Origin of the sequence: Paracoccus albicereus, from assembly GCF_024359525.1 — a bacterium.
Taxonomy (GTDB): Bacteria; Pseudomonadota; Alphaproteobacteria; order Rhodobacterales; family Rhodobacteraceae; genus Paracoccus; species Paracoccus albicereus.
In genome coordinates this window covers 215,598-238,078 of the sequence record NZ_JAKZEU010000003.1, presented here as the reverse complement: position 1 = coordinate 238,078, position 22,481 = coordinate 215,598, and the positions used below count along the sequence as shown (strand labels likewise).

Below are 22,481 nucleotides of genomic sequence, written 5' to 3'. Positions count from 1 at the left end.
TAGCGCGGGCGACCGGCTTCGGGAAGGCCCGTCAGGCCAGTGCCGCCAGCGCTTCGCGCAGATCGATCGCGCCGTCGTAGAGCGCGCGCCCCGAAATCGCGCCGGCGATGACCCGCGTGGCGCGCAGTGCGTCGAGATCGGCAAGCGAGGCGACACCGCCCGAAGCGATGACGGGCACGTTCACCGACCGCGCAAGCGTCTCCGTCGCGCTGATGTTGGGACCCTGCATCGCGCCGTCGCGATCGATGTCGGTGTAGATGATGGCGGCCACACCCGCATCTTCGAATTGCTGTGCAAGGTCAGTGGCCTTGACCTGCGTTTCCGTGGCCCAACCACGCGTCGCGACGCGCCCGCCGCGGGCGTCGATTCCGACCGCGATCTTTCCGGGGAAGGCGTTCGCCGCTTCGCGAACCAAGGACGGATCCTCGACGGCGACCGTGCCCAGGATCACACGGGCCAGACCACGATCCAGCCAATCCTCGATCGTCGCCATGTCGCGGATGCCGCCACCCAGCTGCACCGGGATGTCGACCGCTGACAGGATCGACGCGACCGCGTCGGCATTCACCGGGCGGCCCGCAAAGGCGCCGTTCAGATCGACGAGGTGAAGCCATTCCGCGCCGGCCTCGGCAAAGGCACGCGCCTGCGCGGCGGGGTCGGAGCCGAAGACGGTCGCGGCCTCCATGTCGCCGCGCAGCAGACGGACGCACTGGCCGTCCTTCAGGTCGATGGCAGGGTAGAGGATCATATCATTCACTCGCATTCTGCGTTGGGGCTGCTGTCGCACAGGCGTGCAGCCATGTGAAGGGCGGGACCTCACGTCATGCTTGCCTGCAGGCGGGTCCGGCGGTGAAATGGCCAGATCGTTTGAGGGAGGGAGACCCCGATGAAAGCATTCGCCATCGCCGCTGCGCTGGTCCTCGCCGGTGCGAGCGCCCAGGCCGACCCGATCGAGGGTCTGTGGCAGACCCAGCCCGACGAGGGCTCTTTCGCCCATGTCCAGATCGTCCCCTGCGGAGCGGGCTTCTGCGGCACGATCACGCGGACCTTCCGCGGCACCGAGGAATACAAGGGCGAGAACATCGGCTTGCAGATCGTGACCGAAATGGTCCCGCAGGGCGGGAGCAACTACAAGGGAAAGGTCCTGCGCCCTGCAGATCGCAAGGTCTATAACGGCAAGGCTTCGGTTGCTGGCAATCAAATGAACCTCGCCGGCTGTGTCGCAGGCGGACTGATCTGCAAGAGCCAGACCTGGACGCGCATCCAGTAGTGATAACGGCGCCGTCACCCTTCGCGGGCGGCGGTGCGATGCAGCGCAACCACAGGTAAACGAAAAACGCCGCGCAGGCGCCTCGGGCGCTTGCATCCCGTGCGGGGATCACCGATCTAGGCAGGACTGCCCACTCTCTGCTGCCCGCGAGTTTGCCTGAATGAAATCCGTCCTGCTCTCCACCGCCCTTGTGGCGCTATCGGTCCTGTCGGCGAATGCGCAAGACAGCGCGGCTTCGGTCGAACTTGGTCTTGGCGTTTCGGTCGACCCGAGCTTCCCCGGCGCCGACGATCAGCAGGCCAGCCCGTGGCTGATCTGGCGCAATGTGCAGCTGGGCGGCGGCACGACGCCCGGCGACGCGCAGGGCTTTTCGTTCTCGCCGTCCTTCAACACCATTGGCGAACGTGATCCCGATGATGATGCCGACCTCGCTGGTCTCGATCAGATCGATCGTGCTTACGAGATCGGTGGACAGGTGAATTACGGCTTCGGTCCGGTCACCGCCTACGGGAGCCTGCGCAAGGGCTTCGGCGGGCACGAAGGTCTGGTCGGGTCGATCGGAGCCAAGTACCGCACGGAAGTGAACGACCGCTTCACGCTGTGGTCCGGCCTGGCGCTCGGCTATGGCGACGACGAATACACGCAAACCTATTTCGGCGTTTCGCCCTCGGAAGCAACGGCCAGCGGATATTCCGAATACAGCCCCGGCGGCGGCTTCAACACCGCGATAGCCAAGCTGGAAGCGCGTTACGCGCTGACCGACAGCACCGCATTGCTGGGCGAGGTCGAATACGGACGCCTGATCGGCGACGCGGCGGACAGCCCGATCGTTCAGGATCGCGACCAACCTTCGGTCCGCCTCGGCATCGTGCGCAAGTTCAGCTTCGGCTTTTAGGACCGGCTCAGCGCCGCGGTGGTCGCGATTTGTAGACCGGCAGCTTCCAGCCGCGTCCAAGGCTGCCCGCCCGCAGGACGAACGTGGCGATGCCACACGCCAGCAGCGCCTCGGTCCGACCGACGCTCAGCCAGTCCAGCAGGACGGCAAGGACAGCGCCGCCGAAGGCGGCGGTCAGATACAACTCTCCCTGCTTCAGACCCAGGGGCACCTCGTTCCCAACCACGTCGCGCATGAGGCCGCCGAACGTGCCGGTGATGACGCCCATGATCACCACGATGACCGGGCTGACTCCGGCGGCCAGCGCCACGCCGACACCCGCCGGCACCGCAACCGCAAGCGCACAGGCGTCGAGCCACAACAGCACCCGGTAGCGGCTTTCCAGAAGGTGCGCGGTCCAGAACACGACGACCGCCGCTAGTGCCGCCACCACGATTACCGATGGCCGCGCGACCCAGAAAACCAGGTAGCGGTCCAGCAGCAGGTCCCGCAGCGTGCCACCGCCAACGGCGGTCAGCGCGGCCATGAAAACGAAGCCCACGATGTCCAATTGCTGTCGGCTTGCCACAAGCGCGCCTGTCAGGGCGAAGACCAGAACCGACGCGTAATCCAGCACCCAGACAAGACCCGGCAGGTTGGCCGCAATCGTCATTTGAAGGGCTTCATCCCGGCGCGGGCCAGTTCGTCAGCGCGTTCGTTTTCCGCGTGCCCGGCATGGCCCTTGATCCATTCCCAGCGGACGTCATGGCGGGCCTGCGCCACGTCGAGCCGTTGCCAAAGATCATCGTTCTTCACCGGCTTTTTCGCCGCGGTGCGCCAACCGTTCTTCTTCCAACCGTGGATCCAGCCGGTCACGCCGTTCTTCACGTAGGCGCTGTCGGTGGTGATGGTGATGGCGCTTGGTCGGGTCAGCGCTTCAAGCGCCGCGATGGCCGCCATCAGTTCCATCCGGTTGTTGGTCGTCGCAGCCTCTCCGCCCGACAGTTCGCGCTCTTTCAGAACTGTCTCGCCCGCCATTGCGCGCATCAGGACGCCCCAGCCTCCCGGTCCCGGATTGCCGCTGCAGGCTCCGTCGGTCCATGCGTAAAGTTCGCTCATGCAGGGCTCGCCGTCAGAAGGATCGCGATGAGGCTCGCAATGACCACAGCGGAAAGCGGCACACGCAGGCGCATCCACCAAGTGGGCGCGGCGCCCGCCCGAGTGAAGTACCAGTCGATCGGCAAAAGCCCCGCGAAGCCCAGGATCAGCGCCTGATTGAGCGTCACGAAGTCGGGCACGATCATGGCGATCAGAACGAGAACAGGCGCCACTGCCAACAGGTAATCGCGGGCACCGTTCAGCCTTGCGGCGAAGGGCCAGAAACATCCTGCCATGTAGCTGAAGATCATCAGGCCGTAGACTTCGATGGCAGGGCGAACGGACAGACTGTTTGGCGTGAAAAGCCCGGTCTGCAATGCGATGACGCCCCACAGGAACGGAATCAGTCCGGCCGCGCCAAGAACCATCGCGGCAAGCGGCGGACGTATGCGGTCATCACCTATGATCATCGCGCATCCAGCCCGACAAAGCCGGGAAGCGCTTCGATGCGCGCCAGCCAACGACCGATGGCGGGGAAACGTGCCATGTCGAAGCCACCGCGCGTCCCTGCGCTGTGCGTGTAGCCATAGAGGCAGATGTCGGCGAGGCTTGGCGTATCGCCGGCCAGCCAGTCCCGATCGGCCAGGCGACGTTCCATCACCGACAGGACCGAATGCCCGCGATCCAGCAATTCGGCCAGTCGCTGTGGCGTCGCCTGCGCTGCCCGTTCAGGATAGGTCAGCAGTGCAGCACGCACGGCAATCACCGGTTCGTGGTTGTATTGTTCCCAGAACATCCAGCCCAGCATCTCTGCGCGGTCGAAGCCATCCTGCGGAACGAACTGCGTGCCCTCACCCAGATAGGACAGGATCGCATTCGATTCGCCCAGGGTGCGGCCGTCGTCCAGTTCGAGGGTCGGGACCTTTCCGTAGGGCAGGCGCCCTTCGGATTTCGCCTGTTCAAGTGCTTCCGAGCGATATTCACAGTCGACGGTTTCGGCACGCTGGCCAGTCAGCGCCAGAAGCAGCCGCACCTTGTAGCTGTTTCCGGAAGACGGCATCGAATAGAGCCTCATCGCGTTCTCCTTGGCTCAAATCTGGAAACCGGGAAGCAGATTGCGCCTCGCCTCGCCGCGTTTGGTCAGGCAGGTTCTCGCAGGACGCGGGGCACCTTGAATTCGACGTTCTCCTGCGCGGTCTCCACGATTTCGACATTGACGTCGAAACGCGCGCGGAACGCATCGATGACCTCGTTGACCAGAACCTCGGGCGCACTTGCACCGGCCGTCACCCCGACGGCCTTCACGCCGTCCATGCTACGCCAGTCGATCTGATCCGCGCGCATCACAAGCTGCGAATAGGCGCAGCCTTCGGCGCGACCGACCTCGACCAGACGTTTCGAGTTGCTGGAATTAGGCGCCCCGATCACCAGCAGCGCATCGATCGACGGCGCGATCGCCTTGACCGCCGCCTGACGGTTGGTCGTTGCGTAGCAGATGTCTTCCTTGGCGGGGCCGACGATCGTCGGGAAACGCGATTGCAGCGCCGCGACGATGGCGGCGGTGTCATCGACCGACAAGGTGGTCTGGGTGATGAAGGCCAGCCGATCCGGATCCCGTGGAGCAATGGTTGCCACATCCTCGACCGTCTCGACCAGGATCACCTCACCGGGCGGCAGTTGGCCCATCGTTCCCAGCACCTCGGGATGACCTTCGTGGCCGATCATGACAAGTTGCAGGCCCGCCTGGTGATGGCGCTCTGCCTCGATATGGACCTTGCTGACCAGCGGGCAGGTCGCGTCAACGTAGATCATCTCGCGCCGACGTGCCTCGGCCGGAACCGCCTTGGGCACGCCATGTGCCGAGAAGATCACCGGCCGGTCATCGGGGCATTCGTCCAGATCCTCGACGAATATCGCGCCCTTGGCGCGCAGCTCGTCGACAACGAAGCGGTTGTGAACGATCTCGTGGCGAACATAGACCGGCGCGCCCCATTTCGAGAGCGCTATCTCGACGATCTTGATCGCCCGGTCGACCCCGGCGCAGAAACCGCGCGGAGCGGCGAGGTAAAGGGTGAGTGGCGGCTTACGCTGTTCCATGATCCATCGCCTAGCGCGCCTGCCATGGCAGGTCCAGTGTTTGCGTCGCGCTTGCGCCCGGCCTGCCGGTCGCGCAGAGAGGTTGGACATCGATCCGAAGGGGAAAGTGATGGCCGGTCCCAAGAAGCCGCAATGGGTGATCGAGAAGGAGCGAGCGCGTCGCGCAAGCGCCGCCGAAACACTTTGGCTTTTCGGACTGCACGCCGTTCGTGACGCACTGGCCAATCCGGCGCGGGAAAAGCTGCGGCTGGTGTTGACGCGCAACGCGGCCGACAGGCTGGGTGATCTGGCGGGGGTGGAGCCAGAGATCACCGATCCACGCGTGTTTCTGAAGTCCGTTCCCTTAGCGGAGGACAGTGTCCATCAGGGCGCCGCGCTGGAGGTGAGACCGCTGCACTGGGGGAGCCTGTCCGATGTCGCGCTGCGCGACGTGCCGGGTGCGCGGCGTCCACTGATCGTCGCGCTGGACCGGGTCAGCGACCCGCACAATGTCGGTGCGATCCTTCGCTCGGCCGAGGTTTTCGGCGCGCGCGCGGTCATCGCGCCCGCACGGCATTCCGCACCCGAAACCGGCGCTTTGGCCAAGACCGCTTCGGGTGCACTGGAACGCCAGCCTTATCTTCGCGTGCCCAATCTTGGCGATGCGCTGGTATCGCTGCGCCAGATGCGCTTCGTGATCGCGGGCCTCGATGGAACGGGCGAAGGCGTGCTGCCCGATATGCTTGAACACGTTCCGGGCCAGGCGCTGTGCATCGTTCTGGGGGCAGAGGGGCCGGGTCTGCGCGAACGGACGCTAGGGCTTTGCGACCATGTCGTCCGAATTCCGTTCGCCGCCGATTTCGGCTCGCTCAACGTTTCGAACGCGGCGGCAATTGCTCTATATGCCGCTGCGGCGGGTTAGCATCACATGCACGCGAATTTCGCGTGCGCTCGTTGAGCAATCGGGCCGCACCTGCCATCTGTGGATAACACATCCTCGGATTCCCTGACTGCATGACCCGTTTCTTCGCTCCCCTACTGATTTGGCTGACGCTGGCGGTGCCCGCTGCTTTTGCGCAGGACTGGGCGCTGAACGGGTTCGATCCTGTCAGCTATTTCACCTCGAATCGGGCCGTCCCTGGCGAGCCGGACATCGCGACCCGATGGCGCGGCAAGTCGTGGCACTTTTCGTCTGAAGAGAATCGCTTGAAATTCGAGTCGAACCCGCGTGCTTACGCGCCGGGCTTTGGCGGCTTCTGCCCGGTATCCTTGGCAGAAGGAAAGCGCATCCCCGGCGATCCTCGCCAGTTCGTTGTCATCGGGCAGCGCATCTATCTGCTGCGTTCCGGCAGTGCGGCCAGGCAACTTATGGCCGACCCGCGAGGTATCCTGACAAGCGCCAGACGGACGTGGATGAAGATGGCGAAATAAGGCTCGTCAAGCGTCGTCATCACGAATTCGGCACTTGTGTGGAACTTTATCCACGAATCCCCATTTAATCTACGGAACATGACCCCGGAACGGTCATGTTCGGATCACTGTCCCTCGTTCCGCGACTAGCGCCCGGCCATCATGGACCGGGCGCCTTTTCTATGGCAGGGTCTTTCAACTCACGGAGGAGTGGCGATGAACGTTCAAACCGATCTGGATGCCGATATCGGCCGGGTCGCGCGCGAATCACGCGTAATCGCAGTCGTTGGTCTGTCACCGCGCGAAGACCGGCCCAGCTGGGGCGTGGCCCGCTATCTTCAATCCCAGGGATTTCGCGTCATTCCGGTCAATCCCGGTCACGCGGGCGAAACGATTCTGGACGAAACCTGCTATGGAACGCTGTCCGACATTCCCCGCGATGCGGGTGTCGATATGGTCGATATCTTTCGCCGGTCAGAGGCGGTGGGCGGTGTGGTTGACGAGGCGCTGGCTTCCCTGCCGGACCTGCGCGTGATCTGGACCCAGCTTGGCGTGCGTGACGACGATGCCGCCGAACGCGCGCAGGCGAAAGGTATGAGGGTTGTTCAGGACCGCTGTCCCAAGATTGAATTTCCGCGCTATCTGTAACGAACTTGGTTCAGTCCATGAAAAAGGGCCGGAGGAAACTCCGGCCCTTTCGCATGATGAGAGCTGCAATCAGTTCGCAGCGGTTCGCATCAGATCGGTGATGCGGCGCACCGAGGCGCGACGGTTTTCGCGGATGTCGCCTTGCGCGCGGATCTTCAGGAATTGTTCGCCATAACCCTGCACGACCAGGTTTTCGGGCGGAACATCGAAATATTCCGACAACGCGAGTGCGACCGACTCGGCCCGGCGGTCGGACAGCGCAAGGTTCATCGCGTCTGCGCCGACCGTATCGGTGTGACCTTCGATCATGAAGATCTCCCGCGGGTTTGCCTCGACCGCGTCTTGGATCACCCGGCCCAAGGTCGCGAGCTGCTGTGCCTGATCCGGCTTGATCGCCGCCGAACCCGTGTCGAAGGTGATCGCGTCGATATTGACCGGTGCGACCAGCGCCCGGACTTCCGGAATGTTTCGGATCTGGTTGAGCGTGAAGGTCCGATTGATCTGCGCTTCCTGCTGCAGAGCGCGACGCAGCGCCTCTTCATCCATGTTGCCGCTGCTCGCGACAGGCTTGGCGGCCGGCGGCAGATCGCTGACGTTGACCGGCTCCACCTGGGCTGTGTCGTCGATCAACTGGGTCGTCTGGCCATCGGCCGAGATCAGGGTGCGCCGCAGGACCCGCAGGTTCGCGTCACGGATGGTCACGACCTTGCTGCCGTCCGAACGCGTCACGATCGTGCGCGACGAACCGTCGTCGAAGTTTTCGGTCGTCACCGTGCTGCCGGGTTGGCGCAGCAGAGCGACCTCATCCTTGACGATCTCCTGGCTGCCATCAGCGCGCTGAACGACAACACGGTCAGGCGTCGCCAGAGCAACCTGACGGTTGTTGTTCAACACCTGACCGACGGCCACAGCGCCCAGACCAAGAATCAGGGCCTTGGCTAGATCGCTGCCGCTATCATCGTCGTCGCTTTCGGCGGCACGATTGGTGTTCTGCTGAGCCGCGGCACCCGAAAGCGCGTTCCGAAGGCTGGTCTCGAAATCTTCGGCCGAGCTGCGGGTATTCGCTTCGGTGACCTCTTCCTCGACGACGTTGTCGCTGGACGCTTGCGCGCCTTCCTGCAATGCTGCCGCGACCGCGGCGGTGGTCTCCGACGCCGCTTCCTCGGACGCCGCCGTGCTGGCGGTGCCCTCTTCCGGCGCGCGTGCCGTCACTTCGCCGTTTTCGGCGATGCGGTTCTGCTGCCGCTCACGCTCGGCCAGCATGATCCGGCCGGTGCCGTCCGTCTCGACGATGATCCCGCCAGGGGTCAGGTAGCCCACGCCTTCGGCGCAGGGCTTTGCGGCGCCGGTTTCGCAGGTCAGGTCATCCATCGTCAGACCGGCGGCGACTTCAGCCTGCAGCCTTTGCGCCATGATCTGCTGGGGTGCGATCCGCTGACGCGCGATCTGGCTGTCGGACATGATCAGCGCGCCCGTATCGGCTTCGACAGGCGCATTCGCGGCCGTGTCAGCCGCTGCGCTCGCGGCCGGCTCCGGGGCTGGCTGTTGATCGGTCGCAGCCTCCGCCTGGGCCTGCGCGTCCGCTTCTGCCTGCGCGCGCTCAAGCTCAGCGGCGAGGTCGTCAGCAGACGGCGATTCGCCTTCAGACGCCGCCTCTGCCGCAGGTGCATCAGCGGGCTGGTCGTTCATCGGTGCAGCTTCGGCCTGAGTCTCTAGCGCTGCTGGGGCGGGCGCCTCGTCGGCGGTCTGTTCCGTCATGGGTGCAGCAGGCTCAGCGGGCTCTGCCTCGGCAGCCTGCTCGGCCAGCGCGTCCGGCGCCGCTTCGGCTGCGGGTGCGTCTGAAACAGGTTCCTCAGGCGCCGAGGCCGTATCGGCGGCCGGCGCGTCCTCCGGCGCGGCTTCGCGCATCGGTTCGGTTTCGGCCATGGTTTCGGCAGACGCCTCCGCTGCCGAAGGCTCGGCCGCCTCGGGGGCAGGCGGCGGAACGATTTCCCCATCGGCAGCCGGTACGTCGGCCTGCGCGAGTCGATCCTGCTGCTGATCACGCGGTGCGACGATCATGTCGCCGTTCTCGGCGACCTGGACCGTCACCCCGCCCGGCGTCATCAGCCACACATCGTCGGCGCAAGGCCGCTCAGATCCATCAGCGCACAGAAGACCGTCGACCGTCAGTCCGGTGGCCAGTTCGGCGTTGAGCGTATCGGCCAAACCGGGGTTCCGCTCGGCACGGATCGGGCCATTTTCAGCTGCGACCTCGTTCCTGATCCTCATTTCCGCAAGCGTGGCTTGCGGTGCCAGCACGGCCAGTGCCGTGACGATGGCGGTGGAGTTCTTGATGATCCGGCGCATTCAGGTTCCTTTCCCGTTCGTGCGGATTTCGTCTTGTCGCAACCATAACCGAAGGCGAGTTTTCCAGTTCCAAACAAGCGTGTGACCCCGCCGTGATTGTTGCGTTGAATGCGCAGGGTCTGCGCGGTAAAACTCCTTTGAACTTGAAAGACGCGCTCTGGGGAGGCGGAACGATGGATGGCACGCTGCACGCGAAAGACATGCCCGATCTGGGGCGTTTCGATTGGGAGGATCCGTTTCGGCTGGACGACCAGCTGACCGAGGAAGAACGGATGCTGCGCGACGCCGCGCGTGCCTACGCGCAGGACAAGCTGCAGCCACGCGTGATCGCAGCCTATCGGGACGAAACGACCGACCCTGACATCTTCCGCGAAATGGGCGAGATGGGCCTGCTGGGCGTAACCGTGGCCGAAGAATACGGCGGCATCGGGGCGGGATATGTGTCCTACGGGCTGATCGCGCGAGAGATCGAGCGGGTGGACAGCGGCTATCGGTCAATGATGTCGGTCCAGTCCTCACTGGTGATGTATCCGATCTATGCCTACGGCTCGGAAGAGCAGCGGCAGAAGTATCTTCCCAAACTTGCGACCGGGGAATGGATCGGCTGTTTCGGGCTGACCGAACCTGATGCCGGCTCTGATCCTGCCGGAATGAAGACCGTCGCGAAGAAGACTGACGGCGGCTACGTGCTGTCAGGGTCGAAGATGTGGATTTCGAACAGTCCGATCGCGGATGTTTTCGTGGTCTGGGCCAAGTCCGAGGCGCATGGAGGCAAGATCCGCGGCTTCATTCTTGAAAAGGGCGCAAAAGGTCTGTCAGCCCCGAAGATCGGCGGCAAGCTGTCCTTGCGAGCTTCGATCACGGGCGAGATCGTGATGGACGGTGTCGAGGTGGGCGAAGACGCCTTGCTGCCCAATGTCGAGGGGCTCAAGGGGCCGTTCGGCTGTCTCAACCGCGCCCGCTATGGCATCAGCTGGGGTGTGATGGGTGCGGCAGAGTTCTGCATGCATGCCGCGCGCCAGTACGGGCTGGATCGGCAACAGTTCAAGCGTCCGATCGCACAGACGCAGCTGTTTCAGTTGAAGCTTGCCGACATGATGACGGAAATCGGTCTTGGCTTGCAGGCCTCTCTGCGCGTCGGGCGGCTGCTGGACGAAGCGAAGGCCGCGCCCGAAATGATCTCGATCGTCAAGCGCAACAATTGCGGCAAGGCGCTGGAGATTGCGCGGAGGGCCCGCGACATGCATGGCGGCAATGGTATTTCCGAGGAATACCAGGTCATGCGCCACATGACGAACCTCGAGACGGTGAACACCTATGAAGGCACGCATGACGTTCATGCGCTGATCCTGGGACGATCGATCACGGGTCTGCAGGCGTTCTTCTGAACGACAAAGGGCGCCCCACGGGCGCCCTATTCACATCACGAACTGCGGTCGGCCTCAGACACCTTCGCCGACGAAGGCCTTTTCGACGACGAATTGCTTCGGTTCGCTGTTCGCGCCCTCCTCCAGCCCGAACCCTTCCAGCACCGCTTTGACATCGACGTTGAACGCGAGGCTGCCGCAGATCATCGCGCGGTCGTTTTCAACCGACATCGGCGGCAGCGAGAGGTCCTGAAACACCTTGCCCGAGGTCAGGTTGTCAGTGATCCGGCCCATCAACGGCGAATCCTCGCGCGTGGTCGTCGGGTAATACAGCAAACGCGACGCGAATTCCTCGCCGTAGAGTTCACCCAGAAGCGGGTCGTGCTTCAGGTTCTCGACCAATTCGCGGCCGTATTCCAGTTCACCCGCGGTGCGGCAGGTGTGCATCATCACAACCTGCTCATAGCGCTCGTAAGTCTCCGGGTCGCGCATCAGGCTGGCGAAGGGCGCGATGCCGGTGCCGGTCGCCAGAAACCACAGCCGCTTGCCGGGCAGCAATGCGTCGAGCACCAGGGTACCCACCGGTTTGGGCCGCAGGATGATCTGATCGCCCCGCTGAATATGCTGCAGCTTCGACGTAAGCGGTCCGTCCTGAACCTTGATCGAATAGAATTCCAGCTCGTCGTCCCAGTTGGGCGAAGCGATGGAATAGGCGCGCAGCAATGGCTTGCCGTTGTCACCCTCCAGCCCGATCATCACGAACTCGCCCGAACGGAACCGCAAGCTTGCGGGCCGAGTCACGCGAAACGAGAACAGGCTGTCGGTCCAGTGCTTGACCGCCGTGACGGTCTGCGCGTCGGGCAGGGTCTTTGCGGGTTTGGAGTCGGTGGTGGCGTCGGACAAGGTCAGATCCAGAGTCATTTTGTCGGTCCTGCTGTCTTTAGGCGATAGGGCTGCAAGGTGAAAGGCTCAGCCGGCCAGATCGGCGCGGTGGTCCCATTCCTGCCAATCGGCGCGGGCCAGCCATTGTGGTTCCGGCTGGCGCTGGGCGAGGCTGGACGGAATCTCGACCTCGTCGAATCCGACACGGCGCGCCATTGCGTATTGATCGGCAATCAGGCCGCCGGTCGCGCGAAGCCGTCCACGATATCCCAGCTCGCGCAGACGACGAGCCAGCGAAAAGCCCCGCCCGTCACCCATTGCGGGGAAGTCTATCGCGACAAGGCCGTGATCCAGATGATCGGACAACATGGCGGGATCGATATCAGGCGGCAGCGTCACGTCGGGTTCCGCGTCGCGGTCGTGAAAGCCGTCGTCGCGCACGATGATGGTCTGATCGCTCATGCTGACACCTTCCCGCGGACCATCTTGCCGCCAATGAAATGGATGCCGCATTCCGTCTTGTCGCTGCCGCGCCAACGGCCCGATCGCGGGTCTTCGCCCGGCGCGACGGGCGAGGTGCAAGGGGCGCAGCCGATCGACGGATAACCCTTCGCGACCAAAGGATGGCGCGGCAGATTGTTCTCGACCATGTAGTCCTGAACATCCTCGCTGCGCCAATGAGCGAGCGGGTTGATCCGCATCCGCGAAGGCGGTTCGGGCTCAAAGAATTCCAGTTCGGTCCTCTGACCACCTTGGAACCGCTTCCGACCGGTGATCCACGCATCATAGCGCGACAGCGCCCGCTCCAGCACCACCGTCTTGCGGAAATCGCAGCAGGCGTCTGGATCGGTCTTGTGCAACGTGCCATCGGGATCGTGGCGGGCGATCTCGGTCTCGCTTGCCGATATCACCTGCACGTTTGTCAGGCCAAGCTTCGCGGAAACCTCTCGCTGATAGGCGAGCGTTTCGGGAAACAGCATCTGGGTGTCGATGAACAGAACCGGCAGGCCCGGCGCCACGACGCTGACCATGTGCAGCAACACGACCGACTCGGACCCAAACGACGAGACGAGGGCGACGCGGCCCAGATCCGGATCATCGACTGCGCGGCGCAAAACCTCGGTCGCCGCGTGGTGGCGGTAGCGGTGGTTGAGTTGTTTCGCGCGGAAGTCCAGCGGTTGATCCAGCATCACGCTGCCTCTGTCTCTGCGGGATAAAGTGCGGCCTTGAACGGCTCGACCCCGAGGCGACGGTAGGCGTCGATGAAACGCTCTTCCGGGTGATCGCGAAGGTCCAGATACGCGCGCATCAGGCGGTCGATGGCTGGCACGACCTCTTCGGCCGGGAAGCCCGCACCGGCGCGCTGGCCGATGGTCGGGATGTCATAGCCGTCGCCGCCCAGCGTGATCTGGTAGTTCTCGACCCCCGCCCGGTCCAGACCGAGGATGCCGATGTGGCCCAGATGGTGATGACCGCAGGCGTTGATGCAGCCCGAGATTCGGATGTTCAGTTTGCCGATCTCATCCTCCAGACCCTCGGCGCGGAAATGCGCCGCGATGTCCTGCGCGATCGGGATCGAGCGGGCGGTGGCGAGCGTGCAGTAATCCATGCCAGGGCAGGCGATGATATCGCTGGTCTTGCCGGCATTCGCAGTCGCGAGGCCGGCAGGCAGCAACGCATCATAGATCGCGGGCAGATCCGAAACGTGGACATGCGGCAGCACGACGTTTTGATCGTGGCTGATGCGTAGGTCGTTATGGCCATAGCGCTCGGCCAGATCGGCCAGCAGCCGCATCTGCTCGCCGGACGCATCGCCCGGTGTCGCGCCCGGCGCCTTCAGCGTCACGATCACGCTGGCATAGCCATCGGCACGATGCGGACGCAGGTTGGTGTCCGTCCAGCTGCGGAACGCGGCGCGCTTGCTGCGGGCAGCGTCATAGCTGTCGGTCGGCGCGTCCCGGAAACTGGGTGCCGCGAACCGGTTTTGGAACCCGTGCAACGCCTTTCGGACAACGCCGGTGAACGCTGCGCGGCGGCGGACGAACTCGTCTTCCGTATCGGCGCGAAACGCATCGATCCCGCGTTCCGATACGGTGATCTTGATCCGCGCCTTGTACTTGTTGTCGCGGCGACCGCTGAGGTTGTATGTTGCAACGATCGCTTCGAGATAGGGCAGCACGTCATCTTCGGGCAGGAAGTCGCGGATCACCTGACCCAGGATCGGGGTCCGGCCCAAGCCGCCGCCGACCCAGACTTCAAAGCCGCGCGCGCCATCGCGTTCGACCAACCGCAGTCCGATATCGTGCGCGGTCACCAAGGCGCGGTCCTCGGCCCCGCCCGAGATCGCGATCTTGAATTTGCGCGGCAGGAACTGGAACTCTGCGTGGTCGGTCGACCAGTGGCGGATCAGCTCGGCGTAGGGGCGCGGGTCCGCAACCTCATCAGCGGCCGCACCGGCGAAGGCATCGGTGGTGACGTTCCGAATCGTGTTGCCCGAGGTCTGGATGGCATGCATCCCGACAGTCGCCAGGGCATCCAGCATGTCAGGGATGTCGATCAGTTTCGGCCAGTTATACTGAATGTTCGTGCGCGTGGTGAAGTGGCCGTAGCCCTTGTCGTAAGTCTCGGCGAGATGCGCCAATACGCGCATCTGGTCGGCATCCAGAGTGCCATACGGGATCGCGACCCGCAGCATGTAAGCGTGAAGCTGAAGATAGACGCCGTTCATCAACCGCAGGGGGCGGAATTCCTCTTCGGTCAGGCTACCGTCAAGACGGCGGGCGACCTGCTGGCGGAATTGTGCGGCGCGGTAGCGGACATACTCGGATTCTGTCTCGGGGCGGGACGGGCGGGCGTCAAACATGGCTGGCCTCGTGATTGCGATCCAGATCGGCTTGGATGCCGTGGAAATGGTTCGAGGGTCCCGTCTGGCGGAACGCCTCGCGGAAATGGGCGGGCTGGGGACCGTTGGGACCGCGCCGTGCCTCGACGAGATAGGCCCCGACGACGACGTTCGACTGTCCGATCGCCTTCAACAGATCCAGTTCCGCGATCGCCTCGTCTTCATAGAGCGTTGCGTCAGCCGGGTTGCGCGACCAGCCAGTGGTCGTCATCCAGACGTTATGGCCTTCCCGCAGATCGTTTGCGGTAATGACGCCGGGCTTGGCGGTGCTCGGGGTGAAGGCCTTGCTCATCTGTCGCCCTTTCGTTGCTTCAGGGAAATATAGAATTTTGTTCTGGAATTTGGCAGGAGGGTCGGCCAAATAAGGACGAACAGCCGGCAGCGGTTCCCGGCAAAGGACGTCGTTCCTGAATTGGTCGAAAAGGACGAACAGTCATGCGGCTGGACGATACCGACGCGAAAATTCTGTCGCTGATGCAGCAGGACGCGAGCCTGTCTCTCGATCAGATTGCGGAACGGGTAGGGGCCTCCAAAACCCCGGTCTGGAACAGGATTCGCAAGCTGAAGGACGCTGGTGTCATCAAGGGCCAGGTCGCGATTCTGGATGCCGAAGCGCTTGGGCTAGAGGCCTGCTTCTTCGTGCTGATCCGCACCAGCGAGCACGATCCGGACTGGGCACGGCGCTTCCTTGCGACCGTGCGCGCCAGTCCCGAGGTGCTTGAGGCGCACCGTCTGGCCGGCGATATCGACTATATTCTCAAGGTGCAGGTCAAGAATGCCCGGGCCTACGATCGGTTCTATCAGTCGCTGATTTCGCAGGTGAAGATCCACAACGTCACCGCGCTTCTGTCGATGGAGGAACTGAAGGCGACGACCGCGCTTCCCATCCCCGACCGCGCGGACTAGGATTCGACCGATGTTGGGCGATCGTTCCTTGGCCACTGGTTGTCGTGCCGTGCCGGCTTGTTCGGGCCTGCACGCCTGATGCCCCTGCGTGAACTTCGCGAGCCGGACCTGCTTCCAGCGCTAAGCCCGGACTACGATCCCCGCCAGGCTGTGTCAGCCTTCGGGACTAACGAGCCTCCCGTCCGAGTCCTCATTCTTTACGGCAGCCTGAGAGAGCGCAGTTATTCACGCTTTTCCGCCGAAGAGGCCGCGCGGCTGCTGCTGCGCATGGGGGCCGAGGTTCGCATCTTCGATCCTTCCGGACTGCCGTTTCCGGATCAGGACGGTGAGCGCGACCCTGCCGTCGCCGAGTTGATCGATCACGTTATCTGGTCCGACGCGATGGTGTGGTCCAGCCCAGAAACTCACGGCAACATGTCCGGCCTGCTTAAGGCGCAGATCGATCACATCCCGCTGTCGGTCGGCGCCATCAGGCCGTCGCAGGGGCGTTGCCTCGCACTGATGCAGGTTTGCGGCGGTTCGCAAAGCTTCAATGCATTGAACAGCATGCGCGTGCTGGGTCGCTGGATGAGGTTGATCACGATCCCGAACCAGTCTTCGGTCGCCAGGGCCGGGGCCGAGTTCGACAAGGCAGGACGGATGCGGCCCTCTGCCTACTATGACCGGATCGTGGACGTGGCTGAAGAACTGATGCGGATAACGTTGTTGACCCGACCGCATCGGGATCGACTGGCCGAGCGCTATTCGGAGCGCCAGCGCTGAAGACGCTGCAGTTCTGGCTACATCGCGAAATTTTGAGATTTTTGGTTAACACAGCTGCACTGACGCTGCGTCATTTTCCCGCGAAATCAGGGATTTGTCGTTTTCGTCCGAAATCGTTGTCTATTTGGACAACTTCCATGCGTCCAAAAGATCGTTATGTGGGTCGTAGTGTAAGTTGACGAGTTTGACATGGTTTCGAGTGACATCACTGCCGCAGGGCGTTTTCGCTCAGCGACGAGGGTATTGCTGACTGCGGGCGCGCTTTCCTGCGCGTTGGCGCAGTCGGCACCCGCGGGTGGGTACGTGGCGCCCGTCATCGAATATCCCGTTGACATGACGCCGATCCGGGGGGTGACAACCTCGGCTCCGTCGAATGCTGCCCTGTGGTTTGTGGGCGGTGCTGTGATCTTGTGCGCGATCTTCTGCTTCGGGAGTGGTGACGACAGTTCCAGCAGTGACGACGATGACGGCCCCGATCGTCCGGACAGGCCCGACGAACCGGATACGCCAGACACGCCGGCACCGGTTCCGGTGCCCGGTGCGCTGATCGGCACGCTGACAGCGTCAGGCGCGCTTTGGGCGATCCGCAGGAAGCGGCGCAAAGGCTGAATGTCGACCCCGGTTGGCCGTCAGTCGTCGACGACGTTCAAGATGGATGGCAGGGCCGGACAAGGAAGCAGTTGATTGCGTGCCACATCCGCCAATGTGTGGTTGTGCAAAAACACGTAGACATGGGCGGAGAGCCCTTCCCACAGTCGGTTCGACAGGGTCTGCGCCTTAGAGCCCGAAACCCCGCCCGACGCGCCCGCACCGACATGCATGGCGCTTACGGTCTCGTCCACGGCTTCGAGAACCTGGGCGATGCGGACCGTTTCCGGCGCGCGTGCCAGGCGATAGCCGCCGCCCGGGCCGCGAACCGAGGTGACCAGGCCAGCGCGGCGAAGCTTGACGAAAAGCTGCTCCAGATAAGGCAACGAGATATCTTGCCGCGCCGAAATTTCGGTCAGCGAGGTTGGTGCGCCCTCTGGCGCGGTGGCCAGATCGACCAGCGCGATGATTGCATAACGTCCCTTTGTCGAAAGCTTCATCCCGTCCCCCTCTCGGCCCGCCTGCGGCACCGTTCCCTCTGCGCGATTTCTTGACGCGAAGCGCTCTGCTGCGCTATCCCCGCCCGGCGCGTTTCTTGCGCTTTTTTCGCAGGCATCCCAGATAAGGGCCAAGCGCGATTGCGTCAAGAAATCCCCAGCTGCGAAGGAATCCCATGCCAGAGCTGATTTTCCCCGGTCCCGAGGGCCGTCTTGAGGGCCGTTACCATCCCCAGCCCGGCAAGCCAGACGCCCCGATCGCGATCGTCCTTCATCCGCATCCGCAATATGGCGGGACGATGAACAACCGGGTCGTCTACAACCTGCATTATGCCTTTCATAAGATGGGCTTCACGGTAATGCGCTTCAATTTCCGGGGCGTGGGGCGCAGTCAGGGTGAGTTCGACCAGGGGATCGGCGAGTTGTCCGACGCCGCCTCTGCGCTGGACTATTTGCAGGCGATGAACCCCAACTCAAAGCATTGCTGGGTCGCAGGCTTCAGTTTCGGTGCGTGGATCGGGATGCAGTTGCTGATGCGTCGGCCGGAGATTACCGGTTTCATCAGCGTCTCTCCGCCCGCCAACATCTACGATTTCAGCTTCCTCGCGCCGTGCCCCAGCTCGGGGTTGATCGTGAACGGGACGGCCGACCGCGTGGCGCCGCCGAAGGACACGCATGCCCTTGTCTCGAAACTGCGGGAGCAGAAGGGCATTACGATCAGCCATGAAGAGATCGAAGGCGCCGATCACTTCTTCCGCGACGACGAGGCGCATATGGCCCCGATGATCGGCCTGGTCCAGAACTATGTGCGCCGCCGGTTGACCGAGACGAGCCGCTAGCAGTCCTTTCGGCGCAGCCCTTGGTCGGCTCGGCGTCAGTTCAACGGACGGTCGTTCTTGAGGTGCCGGTCAGCCAGCGCGCGCGCCTTGCGACCCTCTGCGACAAGGCGCGCCGTGGGATAACTGGCCGCGCCGTCCCGCAGGGTTGGAAACAGAGCAAAGATCTCTTCCGTTTGCGGGCCGACCGCCGCCATGGCCTGTGCGCCGGGATAAAAGGATTCGGTCAGCGCACCGTCCGACATCAGCACCTGATGACGGTCGAACATGAGATGAAGATAGGTGATCGGCGCGGGCTCCGTCACGGCGTCGATTCCCGGCAGGGCAACAAGTTGCCGCGCGGCGACGAGCAGTTCTTCTGCGCCAAACATCCGCCGGGCGATGGCTGAACGCACCAATACCCGGTGTTGCGGAGACACCGTCAAAGTCCGGCACGGTTGGTTCTGGCCAAGCGCGCCGGCGAGGATCCTGATGGGCGCAACCTTCGGCAGCGCCGCGACTTCCGCCGCGCTCAGGTCGCGACGTCCGATCCAGCGGATCGGTTGCAGCCCCTCATCCCGGGTCCAGACGAAGTCGCCGACCACAAGCGTCTCGACCGGGCGCTCACCCTCACCGGTGCGTATCATCGTTCCGGCGGCGAAGCAGTTCACGAACTTCGCCAGATCGTGGCGCCCTGCATAAGCGGCGTTATAATCGGTCTTGTAGGATGAGGCGGTCGTCGGCAGCTTGATCCCGACGATGGGAAATTTCGTCAATGCATCGACTTCGGCCTGGGTCGTATCGGTCAGGGGCGGCGGTATGACGAATGCGTTGCCCTCCGTATCCTGAAAGATGCGCACCATCGCGCGGATGGTGCTGGTCGTGCCGTCGGGCATCATTCGGGTGACCGTGGCGTCCTTGACCGTAAAGGCCCCATCGATCTCGTTTCGGTGCTGGGTGCCGTCCGCGAGCGTGTAGCTGATATCTTCCTGCGTGCCCTTCCAGTTGTCGGTCAGGATCATGCCGTCACCGCTGGTGTCGTGCATCGTGACCGCGGTCAGTTGCCGATAGAGCGGCGCGACCGACGTCCCGAAGGCTTTACCCGCGAAGATCTTCGTCGCGTTTTCGGAGTTGAAGTCACGTTCGTCGACATCAATGTCGGCGAATTTGCCAAGATGGATCATGTTGTAGACGGGCGGCGTGAGCATTGTCGTTTTCGGTCAGATGACCTACTGCCGATACCACGCAATATGCCTCATGTATCTTGGATTACATGCTGTTTTTTATGCATATTCTTGCAAATCGATAACAGGCCGTTAAGCGTCGGGCTTCGGGCCGGATACGGCCTCTAATCAATCGGCTCAGGCTGGACGCTTCTGCCGAAACTGCAGGTCGCCTATCGCGGGGACGCGCTTTCAATGTGGCGCATGATGGGATATCCGCTGACAATCCTCTTTTCGGAGCCCGCCCCATGAAAGCCGCCGTCATCACCTTCCCCGGCTCGAATTGCGATCGCGATCTGGCGGTCGCGCTGGAACGCGCGGGGGCCGACGTGACACGCGTCTGGCACAAGGACACCCAACTGCCGGAGGGGACCGATCTCGTGGGGGTGCCGGGGGGGTTTTCGTACGGTGATTATCTGCGGTGCGGGGCGATCGCGGCGCATTCGCCGATTGCCGCGAGCCTGCGCGATCACGCGGCGCGCGGGGGTTACGTGCTTGGCATCTGCAACGGCTTCCAGGTCCTGACAGAGCTTGGCCTGCTTCCGGGTGCGCTGATGCGCAATGCGGGTCTGACCTTCCTGTGCAAGCCAGCGGCGCTGACCGTCGTGACGACCGACAGCGCCTTCACGGCGGGTTATTCAGCAGGCGATGAGATCACCGTGCCGGTCGCCCATCACGACGGAAATTACCAGATCGACGCCGACGGTCTTGCCAAATTGAGTGATGGCGATCGGATCGCGTTTCGGTATGCAAGCGGGCTGAACGGCTCGGTCGACGATATCGCCGGTGTCCTGTCGGACAACCGTCGCGTGCTGGGAATGATGCCGCACCCGGAACGCGCGTCCGATCCGGCGCTGGGCGGCAGCGACGGCGCGGCGCTTTTCGACGCGGTTGTGAAGGGCGTCGTCGCGGCGTGATCCAGCTGCGACTTGAGCCATTGCCCATCTAAGAATAGATTGCGTCAATTCATGGGCCTAAGGGGGTATGGGCCGGGTGGCCGCCAATCGTGACACCAGTGAGGACGACGATCCGCTGACGCAGGAGGCTGCGCCGCTGCAGAACCCATGGTGGCTGCGGACCGCGATCGGGCTGATCCTGGTCGCAGGTTTGACGGTGATCTGGGCCACGAATGCGTGGCTGACCGATCGCTTTTCCGAAAATACGCGCGTCCGGTCTGAATTGCGCGCGACGCTTTATACCGGGAACCTGTTGTCGGAACTGCAGCGAACCTCGGTCGTGCCGCTGCTTCTGGCGCGCGATCCCATGTTGATCAATGCGCTGCGAGGAAATGATTTTTCGACCACGTCGGCGTGGCTGATCGGCGCGCAAAAGGAAATCGCCGCGTCCTCGATCCGGCTCTTCGACGCGTCGGGGCGAACCGTCGGGTCGACCGATCGCTATCAGATCGGCACGAACAATGTTCTTGCGCCTTATTTCGTCGAAGCCTTGCGCTCGCGAGACACTGTCTTCACCGTGGCCGAGGTTGCCTCGGGCGCCTACGAGTTCACCTATTCGCGCGCGATTGTTGCAGATGGCAAGACGCTGGGCGTCATCGCGGTCGGCGCCGATCTGACGCGGCTTGAACGGTCGTGGGCCGGGATTTCGGACGCGGTCGCGGTATCGGACAGCGAGGGGCGGATCATCCTGTCGACCGAGCCGCGCTGGCGCGGGCTCACCATGCCAGAGGCGCTGGCGGTCCGGTCCGCACCTTCGGCGATCCAACGCGCCTTTCAGGTCACCGCGGACTGGACCAGCATGCCGGCCGACGCCTATGTCCGCGGCCGCGCCGTCATGCGCACCGAAAGTCGCATCCCGTTTCGCGGCTGGCGGATGATCAACTTCACGACCTACGCCTCGATCCGCGACAGGGTGAATGCATTCCTCGCGCTGGAGATCATGGGCTTCGCGATGCTCCTGGCCGCGACGTTCTATGTGCTGTCGCGCCGGGCGCGGCGGCAGTCGGCGGCCTATATGCGCGAATCGGCGGATTTGAGGGCGCTGAACAGTCGCCTGACCCGAGAGATCGCCGAGCGCGAGCGCGTGCAGAAGGAACTGCGCGTCGCCGAACAGACCGTGCAGCAGTCGAGCAAGCTGGCAGCCTTGGGCGAGATGTCGGCCGGGGTCAGCCACGAACTGAACCAGCCCCTTGCGGCGATGAAGACCTATCTGGCTGGTTCGCGGCTGCTGCTTCAGCGCGGTCGGTCGGAGGAGGCGCTGACCTCGTTCCAGCGCATCGACGATCTGGTGGATCGCATGGGCGCGCTGACCCGGCAGCTCAAGGGTTATGCGCGGAAGGGCGGCGAAGCCTTCGAACCGGTGGACCTGCGGCAGGCGGTGTCGAGCGCGCTGAGCATGATGGAGCCGCAGCTGCGCGCCCGCACGATCGAGATCCGTCATCATTTCCCGCGCCAGCCTGTCACCGTGCTGGCCGATCGCATCCGCCTTGAACAGGTTATCGTGAACCTGTTGCGAAACGCCATCGATGCGGTCAAATCGACGCGCAAGCCGCTGGTCGAGATTGGAGTCAGCAGCGGTTCGCTTGCGCATCTGACGGTGCGCGACAACGGGCCCGGCGTCTCCGACCTCGAAAAGCTGTTCGAGCCTTTCTGGACGACGAAGAAACCTGGGGAGGGCACCGGTCTCGGGCTGGCGATCTCGTCCGGGATCGTGACCGATTTCGGCGGACGCCTGACCGCGCATAACGCGGTCGACGGCGGCGCGGTTTTCGAGATGGAACTGCCGTTGCACCCCGCCGGTTCGAGAGCGGACCGCGAGGCGACGGTAAACCCGCTAGCGGCGGAATGAGTTGGAAGG

At 63.4% G+C, this 22,481-nt stretch carries 26 protein-coding genes; 12 read left to right on the top strand and 14 right to left on the bottom strand.

The window, feature by feature from the left end:
* Positions 1–31: 31 nt before the first annotated feature.
* Positions 32–748: a 1-(5-phosphoribosyl)-5-[(5-phosphoribosylamino)methylideneamino]imidazole-4-carboxamide isomerase gene (gene hisA, locus MLD63_RS09985; protein WP_255329979.1), complete on the bottom strand. Its 717-nt coding sequence runs from the start codon at positions 746–748 to the stop codon at positions 32–34.
* Between the two features lie 138 nt (positions 749–886).
* Between hisA and MLD63_RS09980 the strand changes: the two genes are divergently transcribed.
* Together MLD63_RS09980 and MLD63_RS09975 are read left to right on the top strand one after the other, a co-directional pair.
* Positions 887–1,270, top strand: coding sequence for a DUF2147 domain-containing protein (locus MLD63_RS09980; RefSeq protein ID WP_255329756.1), 384 nt, complete (start codon positions 887–889; stop codon positions 1,268–1,270).
* A 160-nt stretch (positions 1,271–1,430) separates the two neighbouring features.
* Positions 1,431–2,165 carry a MipA/OmpV family protein gene (locus MLD63_RS09975; protein WP_255329755.1) on the top strand — a complete coding sequence of 245 codons (735 nt, stop codon included), beginning with the start codon at positions 1,431–1,433 and terminating at the stop codon, positions 2,163–2,165.
* A gap of 7 nt (positions 2,166–2,172) precedes the next feature.
* Here the strand turns inward: MLD63_RS09975 and MLD63_RS09970 are convergent, their stop codons facing one another.
* From MLD63_RS09970 to ispH, 5 genes are all read right to left on the bottom strand, one after another.
* Positions 2,173–2,817 (bottom strand): trimeric intracellular cation channel family protein, encoded by a 645-nt coding sequence (locus tag MLD63_RS09970; RefSeq protein WP_255329754.1) that lies wholly within the window; start codon positions 2,815–2,817, stop codon positions 2,173–2,175.
* Positions 2,814–3,263 carry a ribonuclease HI gene (gene rnhA / locus MLD63_RS09965; protein ID WP_255329753.1) on the bottom strand — a complete coding sequence of 150 codons (450 nt, stop codon included), beginning with the start codon at positions 3,261–3,263 and terminating at the stop codon, positions 2,814–2,816. The genes MLD63_RS09970 and rnhA overlap by 4 nt, the downstream gene beginning before the upstream one ends.
* On the bottom strand, positions 3,260–3,712 hold the full coding sequence (locus MLD63_RS09960; protein ID WP_255329752.1) for a DUF3429 domain-containing protein: 453 nt from the start codon (positions 3,710–3,712) through the stop codon (positions 3,260–3,262). The genes rnhA and MLD63_RS09960 overlap by 4 nt, the downstream gene beginning before the upstream one ends.
* Positions 3,709–4,317 (bottom strand): glutathione S-transferase family protein, encoded by a 609-nt coding sequence (locus tag MLD63_RS09955; protein WP_255329751.1) that lies wholly within the window; start codon positions 4,315–4,317, stop codon positions 3,709–3,711. Before MLD63_RS09955 ends, MLD63_RS09960 begins: the two co-directional genes overlap by 4 nt.
* Before the next feature lie 65 nt (positions 4,318–4,382).
* A complete protein-coding gene (gene ispH / locus MLD63_RS09950) occupies positions 4,383–5,339 on the bottom strand; it encodes a 4-hydroxy-3-methylbut-2-enyl diphosphate reductase (RefSeq protein WP_255329750.1) in 957 nt (318 codons plus the stop codon).
* A gap of 109 nt (positions 5,340–5,448) precedes the next feature.
* On the opposite strand from ispH, the gene MLD63_RS09945 reads away from it, so the two are divergent.
* From MLD63_RS09945 to MLD63_RS09935, 3 genes are all read left to right on the top strand, one after another.
* Entirely contained in the window at positions 5,449–6,240 is a 792-nt protein-coding gene (locus tag MLD63_RS09945; RefSeq protein ID WP_255329749.1) for a TrmH family RNA methyltransferase, read from the top strand.
* A 92-nt stretch (positions 6,241–6,332) separates the two neighbouring features.
* A complete protein-coding gene (locus tag MLD63_RS09940; protein WP_255329748.1) occupies positions 6,333–6,749 on the top strand; it encodes a YHS domain-containing (seleno)protein in 417 nt (138 codons plus the stop codon).
* A gap of 195 nt (positions 6,750–6,944) precedes the next feature.
* Positions 6,945–7,376, top strand: coding sequence for a CoA-binding protein (locus MLD63_RS09935; RefSeq protein ID WP_255329747.1), 432 nt, complete (start codon positions 6,945–6,947; stop codon positions 7,374–7,376).
* A 69-nt stretch (positions 7,377–7,445) separates the two neighbouring features.
* Here the strand turns inward: MLD63_RS09935 and MLD63_RS09930 are convergent, their stop codons facing one another.
* Positions 7,446–9,725 carry an OmpA family protein gene (locus MLD63_RS09930; RefSeq protein ID WP_255329746.1) on the bottom strand — a complete coding sequence of 760 codons (2,280 nt, stop codon included), beginning with the start codon at positions 9,723–9,725 and terminating at the stop codon, positions 7,446–7,448.
* Between the two features lie 173 nt (positions 9,726–9,898).
* On the opposite strand from MLD63_RS09930, the gene MLD63_RS09925 reads away from it, so the two are divergent.
* The gene (locus tag MLD63_RS09925) at positions 9,899–11,113 is read left to right on the top strand and encodes an acyl-CoA dehydrogenase (RefSeq protein ID WP_255329745.1); all 1,215 of its coding nucleotides are present in this window, start codon (positions 9,899–9,901) and stop codon (positions 11,111–11,113) included.
* Positions 11,114–11,167: 54 nt separating this feature from the next.
* On the opposite strand, the gene MLD63_RS09920 is transcribed toward MLD63_RS09925, so the two are convergent.
* Genes MLD63_RS09920 through MLD63_RS09900 form a run of 5 tightly spaced genes read right to left on the bottom strand, consistent with a single transcriptional unit; the run spans position 11,168 to position 15,168 of the window.
* Entirely contained in the window at positions 11,168–12,013 is an 846-nt protein-coding gene (locus MLD63_RS09920) for a ferredoxin--NADP reductase (protein ID WP_255329744.1), read from the bottom strand.
* 48 nt (positions 12,014–12,061) lie between these two features.
* On the bottom strand, positions 12,062–12,436 hold the full coding sequence (locus MLD63_RS09915) for a DUF934 domain-containing protein (protein WP_255329743.1): 375 nt from the start codon (positions 12,434–12,436) through the stop codon (positions 12,062–12,064).
* Entirely contained in the window at positions 12,433–13,164 is a 732-nt protein-coding gene (locus tag MLD63_RS09910) for a phosphoadenylyl-sulfate reductase (protein ID WP_255329742.1), read from the bottom strand. Before MLD63_RS09910 ends, MLD63_RS09915 begins: the two co-directional genes overlap by 4 nt.
* Positions 13,164–14,837: a nitrite/sulfite reductase gene (locus tag MLD63_RS09905; RefSeq protein WP_255329741.1), complete on the bottom strand. Its 1,674-nt coding sequence runs from the start codon at positions 14,835–14,837 to the stop codon at positions 13,164–13,166. The genes MLD63_RS09910 and MLD63_RS09905 overlap by 1 nt, the downstream gene beginning before the upstream one ends.
* Positions 14,830–15,168, bottom strand: a complete 339-nt coding sequence (locus MLD63_RS09900) for a DUF2849 domain-containing protein (protein WP_255329740.1) — start codon at positions 15,166–15,168, stop codon at positions 14,830–14,832. The genes MLD63_RS09905 and MLD63_RS09900 overlap by 8 nt, the downstream gene beginning before the upstream one ends.
* Before the next feature lie 143 nt (positions 15,169–15,311).
* On the opposite strand from MLD63_RS09900, the gene MLD63_RS09895 reads away from it, so the two are divergent.
* The 3 genes from MLD63_RS09895 (at position 15,312) to MLD63_RS09885 (ending at position 17,153) form a co-directional block, all read left to right on the top strand.
* Entirely contained in the window at positions 15,312–15,782 is a 471-nt protein-coding gene (locus MLD63_RS09895) for an Lrp/AsnC family transcriptional regulator (protein ID WP_255329739.1), read from the top strand.
* A 78-nt stretch (positions 15,783–15,860) separates the two neighbouring features.
* Positions 15,861–16,544, top strand: coding sequence for an arsenical resistance protein ArsH (gene arsH, locus MLD63_RS09890; RefSeq protein WP_255329738.1), 684 nt, complete (start codon positions 15,861–15,863; stop codon positions 16,542–16,544).
* A 243-nt stretch (positions 16,545–16,787) separates the two neighbouring features.
* On the top strand, positions 16,788–17,153 hold the full coding sequence (locus MLD63_RS09885; RefSeq protein WP_255329737.1) for a PEP-CTERM sorting domain-containing protein: 366 nt from the start codon (positions 16,788–16,790) through the stop codon (positions 17,151–17,153).
* A gap of 20 nt (positions 17,154–17,173) precedes the next feature.
* On the opposite strand, the gene MLD63_RS09880 is transcribed toward MLD63_RS09885, so the two are convergent.
* A complete protein-coding gene (locus MLD63_RS09880) occupies positions 17,174–17,632 on the bottom strand; it encodes an Rrf2 family transcriptional regulator (RefSeq protein ID WP_255329736.1) in 459 nt (152 codons plus the stop codon).
* A 173-nt stretch (positions 17,633–17,805) separates the two neighbouring features.
* On the opposite strand from MLD63_RS09880, the gene MLD63_RS09875 reads away from it, so the two are divergent.
* Positions 17,806–18,468, top strand: coding sequence for an alpha/beta hydrolase (locus MLD63_RS09875; protein ID WP_255329735.1), 663 nt, complete (start codon positions 17,806–17,808; stop codon positions 18,466–18,468).
* Between the two features lie 35 nt (positions 18,469–18,503).
* Here MLD63_RS09875 and MLD63_RS09870 read toward each other — a convergent pair whose 3' ends face one another.
* Positions 18,504–19,652: a Hint domain-containing protein gene (locus MLD63_RS09870; RefSeq protein WP_255329734.1), complete on the bottom strand. Its 1,149-nt coding sequence runs from the start codon at positions 19,650–19,652 to the stop codon at positions 18,504–18,506.
* Between the two features lie 263 nt (positions 19,653–19,915).
* Between MLD63_RS09870 and purQ the strand changes: the two genes are divergently transcribed.
* Entirely contained in the window at positions 19,916–20,584 is a 669-nt protein-coding gene (gene purQ, locus MLD63_RS09865) for a phosphoribosylformylglycinamidine synthase subunit PurQ (RefSeq protein ID WP_255329733.1), read from the top strand.
* 76 nt (positions 20,585–20,660) lie between these two features.
* Entirely contained in the window at positions 20,661–22,472 is a 1,812-nt protein-coding gene (locus MLD63_RS09860) for a sensor histidine kinase (protein WP_439957645.1), read from the top strand.
* Positions 22,473–22,481: the final 9 nt, after the last annotated feature.

What these genes read in the sequence shown, in the direction of transcription:
- ispH (WP_255329750.1), bottom strand. Translation starts at nt 5,339, where the DNA reads ATGGAACAGCGTAAGCCGCCACTCACCCTTTACCTCGCCGCTCCGCGC.
- arsH (WP_255329738.1), top strand. Translation starts at nt 15,861, where the DNA reads ATGCCCCTGCGTGAACTTCGCGAGCCGGACCTGCTTCCAGCGCTAAGC.
- MLD63_RS09935 (WP_255329747.1), top strand. Translation starts at nt 6,945, where the DNA reads ATGAACGTTCAAACCGATCTGGATGCCGATATCGGCCGGGTCGCGCGC.
- MLD63_RS09910 (WP_255329742.1), bottom strand. Translation starts at nt 13,164, where the DNA reads ATGCTGGATCAACCGCTGGACTTCCGCGCGAAACAACTCAACCACCGC.
- MLD63_RS09960 (WP_255329752.1), bottom strand. Translation starts at nt 3,712, where the DNA reads ATGATCATAGGTGATGACCGCATACGTCCGCCGCTTGCCGCGATGGTT.
- MLD63_RS09980 (WP_255329756.1), top strand. Translation starts at nt 887, where the DNA reads ATGAAAGCATTCGCCATCGCCGCTGCGCTGGTCCTCGCCGGTGCGAGC.
- MLD63_RS09905 (WP_255329741.1), bottom strand. Translation starts at nt 14,837, where the DNA reads ATGTTTGACGCCCGCCCGTCCCGCCCCGAGACAGAATCCGAGTATGTC.
- MLD63_RS09955 (WP_255329751.1), bottom strand. Translation starts at nt 4,317, where the DNA reads ATGAGGCTCTATTCGATGCCGTCTTCCGGAAACAGCTACAAGGTGCGG.
- MLD63_RS09945 (WP_255329749.1), top strand. Translation starts at nt 5,449, where the DNA reads ATGGCCGGTCCCAAGAAGCCGCAATGGGTGATCGAGAAGGAGCGAGCG.
- MLD63_RS09925 (WP_255329745.1), top strand. Translation starts at nt 9,899, where the DNA reads ATGGATGGCACGCTGCACGCGAAAGACATGCCCGATCTGGGGCGTTTC.
- hisA (WP_255329979.1), bottom strand. Translation starts at nt 748, where the DNA reads ATGATCCTCTACCCTGCCATCGACCTGAAGGACGGCCAGTGCGTCCGT.
- MLD63_RS09940 (WP_255329748.1), top strand. Translation starts at nt 6,333, where the DNA reads ATGACCCGTTTCTTCGCTCCCCTACTGATTTGGCTGACGCTGGCGGTG.
- MLD63_RS09920 (WP_255329744.1), bottom strand. Translation starts at nt 12,013, where the DNA reads ATGACTCTGGATCTGACCTTGTCCGACGCCACCACCGACTCCAAACCC.
- MLD63_RS09915 (WP_255329743.1), bottom strand. Translation starts at nt 12,436, where the DNA reads ATGAGCGATCAGACCATCATCGTGCGCGACGACGGCTTTCACGACCGC.
- MLD63_RS09930 (WP_255329746.1), bottom strand. Translation starts at nt 9,725, where the DNA reads ATGCGCCGGATCATCAAGAACTCCACCGCCATCGTCACGGCACTGGCC.
- MLD63_RS09875 (WP_255329735.1), top strand. Translation starts at nt 17,806, where the DNA reads ATGCCAGAGCTGATTTTCCCCGGTCCCGAGGGCCGTCTTGAGGGCCGT.
- MLD63_RS09970 (WP_255329754.1), bottom strand. Translation starts at nt 2,817, where the DNA reads ATGACGATTGCGGCCAACCTGCCGGGTCTTGTCTGGGTGCTGGATTAC.
- MLD63_RS09895 (WP_255329739.1), top strand. Translation starts at nt 15,312, where the DNA reads ATGCGGCTGGACGATACCGACGCGAAAATTCTGTCGCTGATGCAGCAG.
- MLD63_RS09880 (WP_255329736.1), bottom strand. Translation starts at nt 17,632, where the DNA reads ATGAAGCTTTCGACAAAGGGACGTTATGCAATCATCGCGCTGGTCGAT.
- MLD63_RS09975 (WP_255329755.1), top strand. Translation starts at nt 1,431, where the DNA reads ATGAAATCCGTCCTGCTCTCCACCGCCCTTGTGGCGCTATCGGTCCTG.
- purQ (WP_255329733.1), top strand. Translation starts at nt 19,916, where the DNA reads ATGAAAGCCGCCGTCATCACCTTCCCCGGCTCGAATTGCGATCGCGAT.
- MLD63_RS09900 (WP_255329740.1), bottom strand. Translation starts at nt 15,168, where the DNA reads ATGAGCAAGGCCTTCACCCCGAGCACCGCCAAGCCCGGCGTCATTACC.
- rnhA (WP_255329753.1), bottom strand. Translation starts at nt 3,263, where the DNA reads ATGAGCGAACTTTACGCATGGACCGACGGAGCCTGCAGCGGCAATCCG.
- MLD63_RS09870 (WP_255329734.1), bottom strand. Translation starts at nt 19,652, where the DNA reads ATGCTCACGCCGCCCGTCTACAACATGATCCATCTTGGCAAATTCGCC.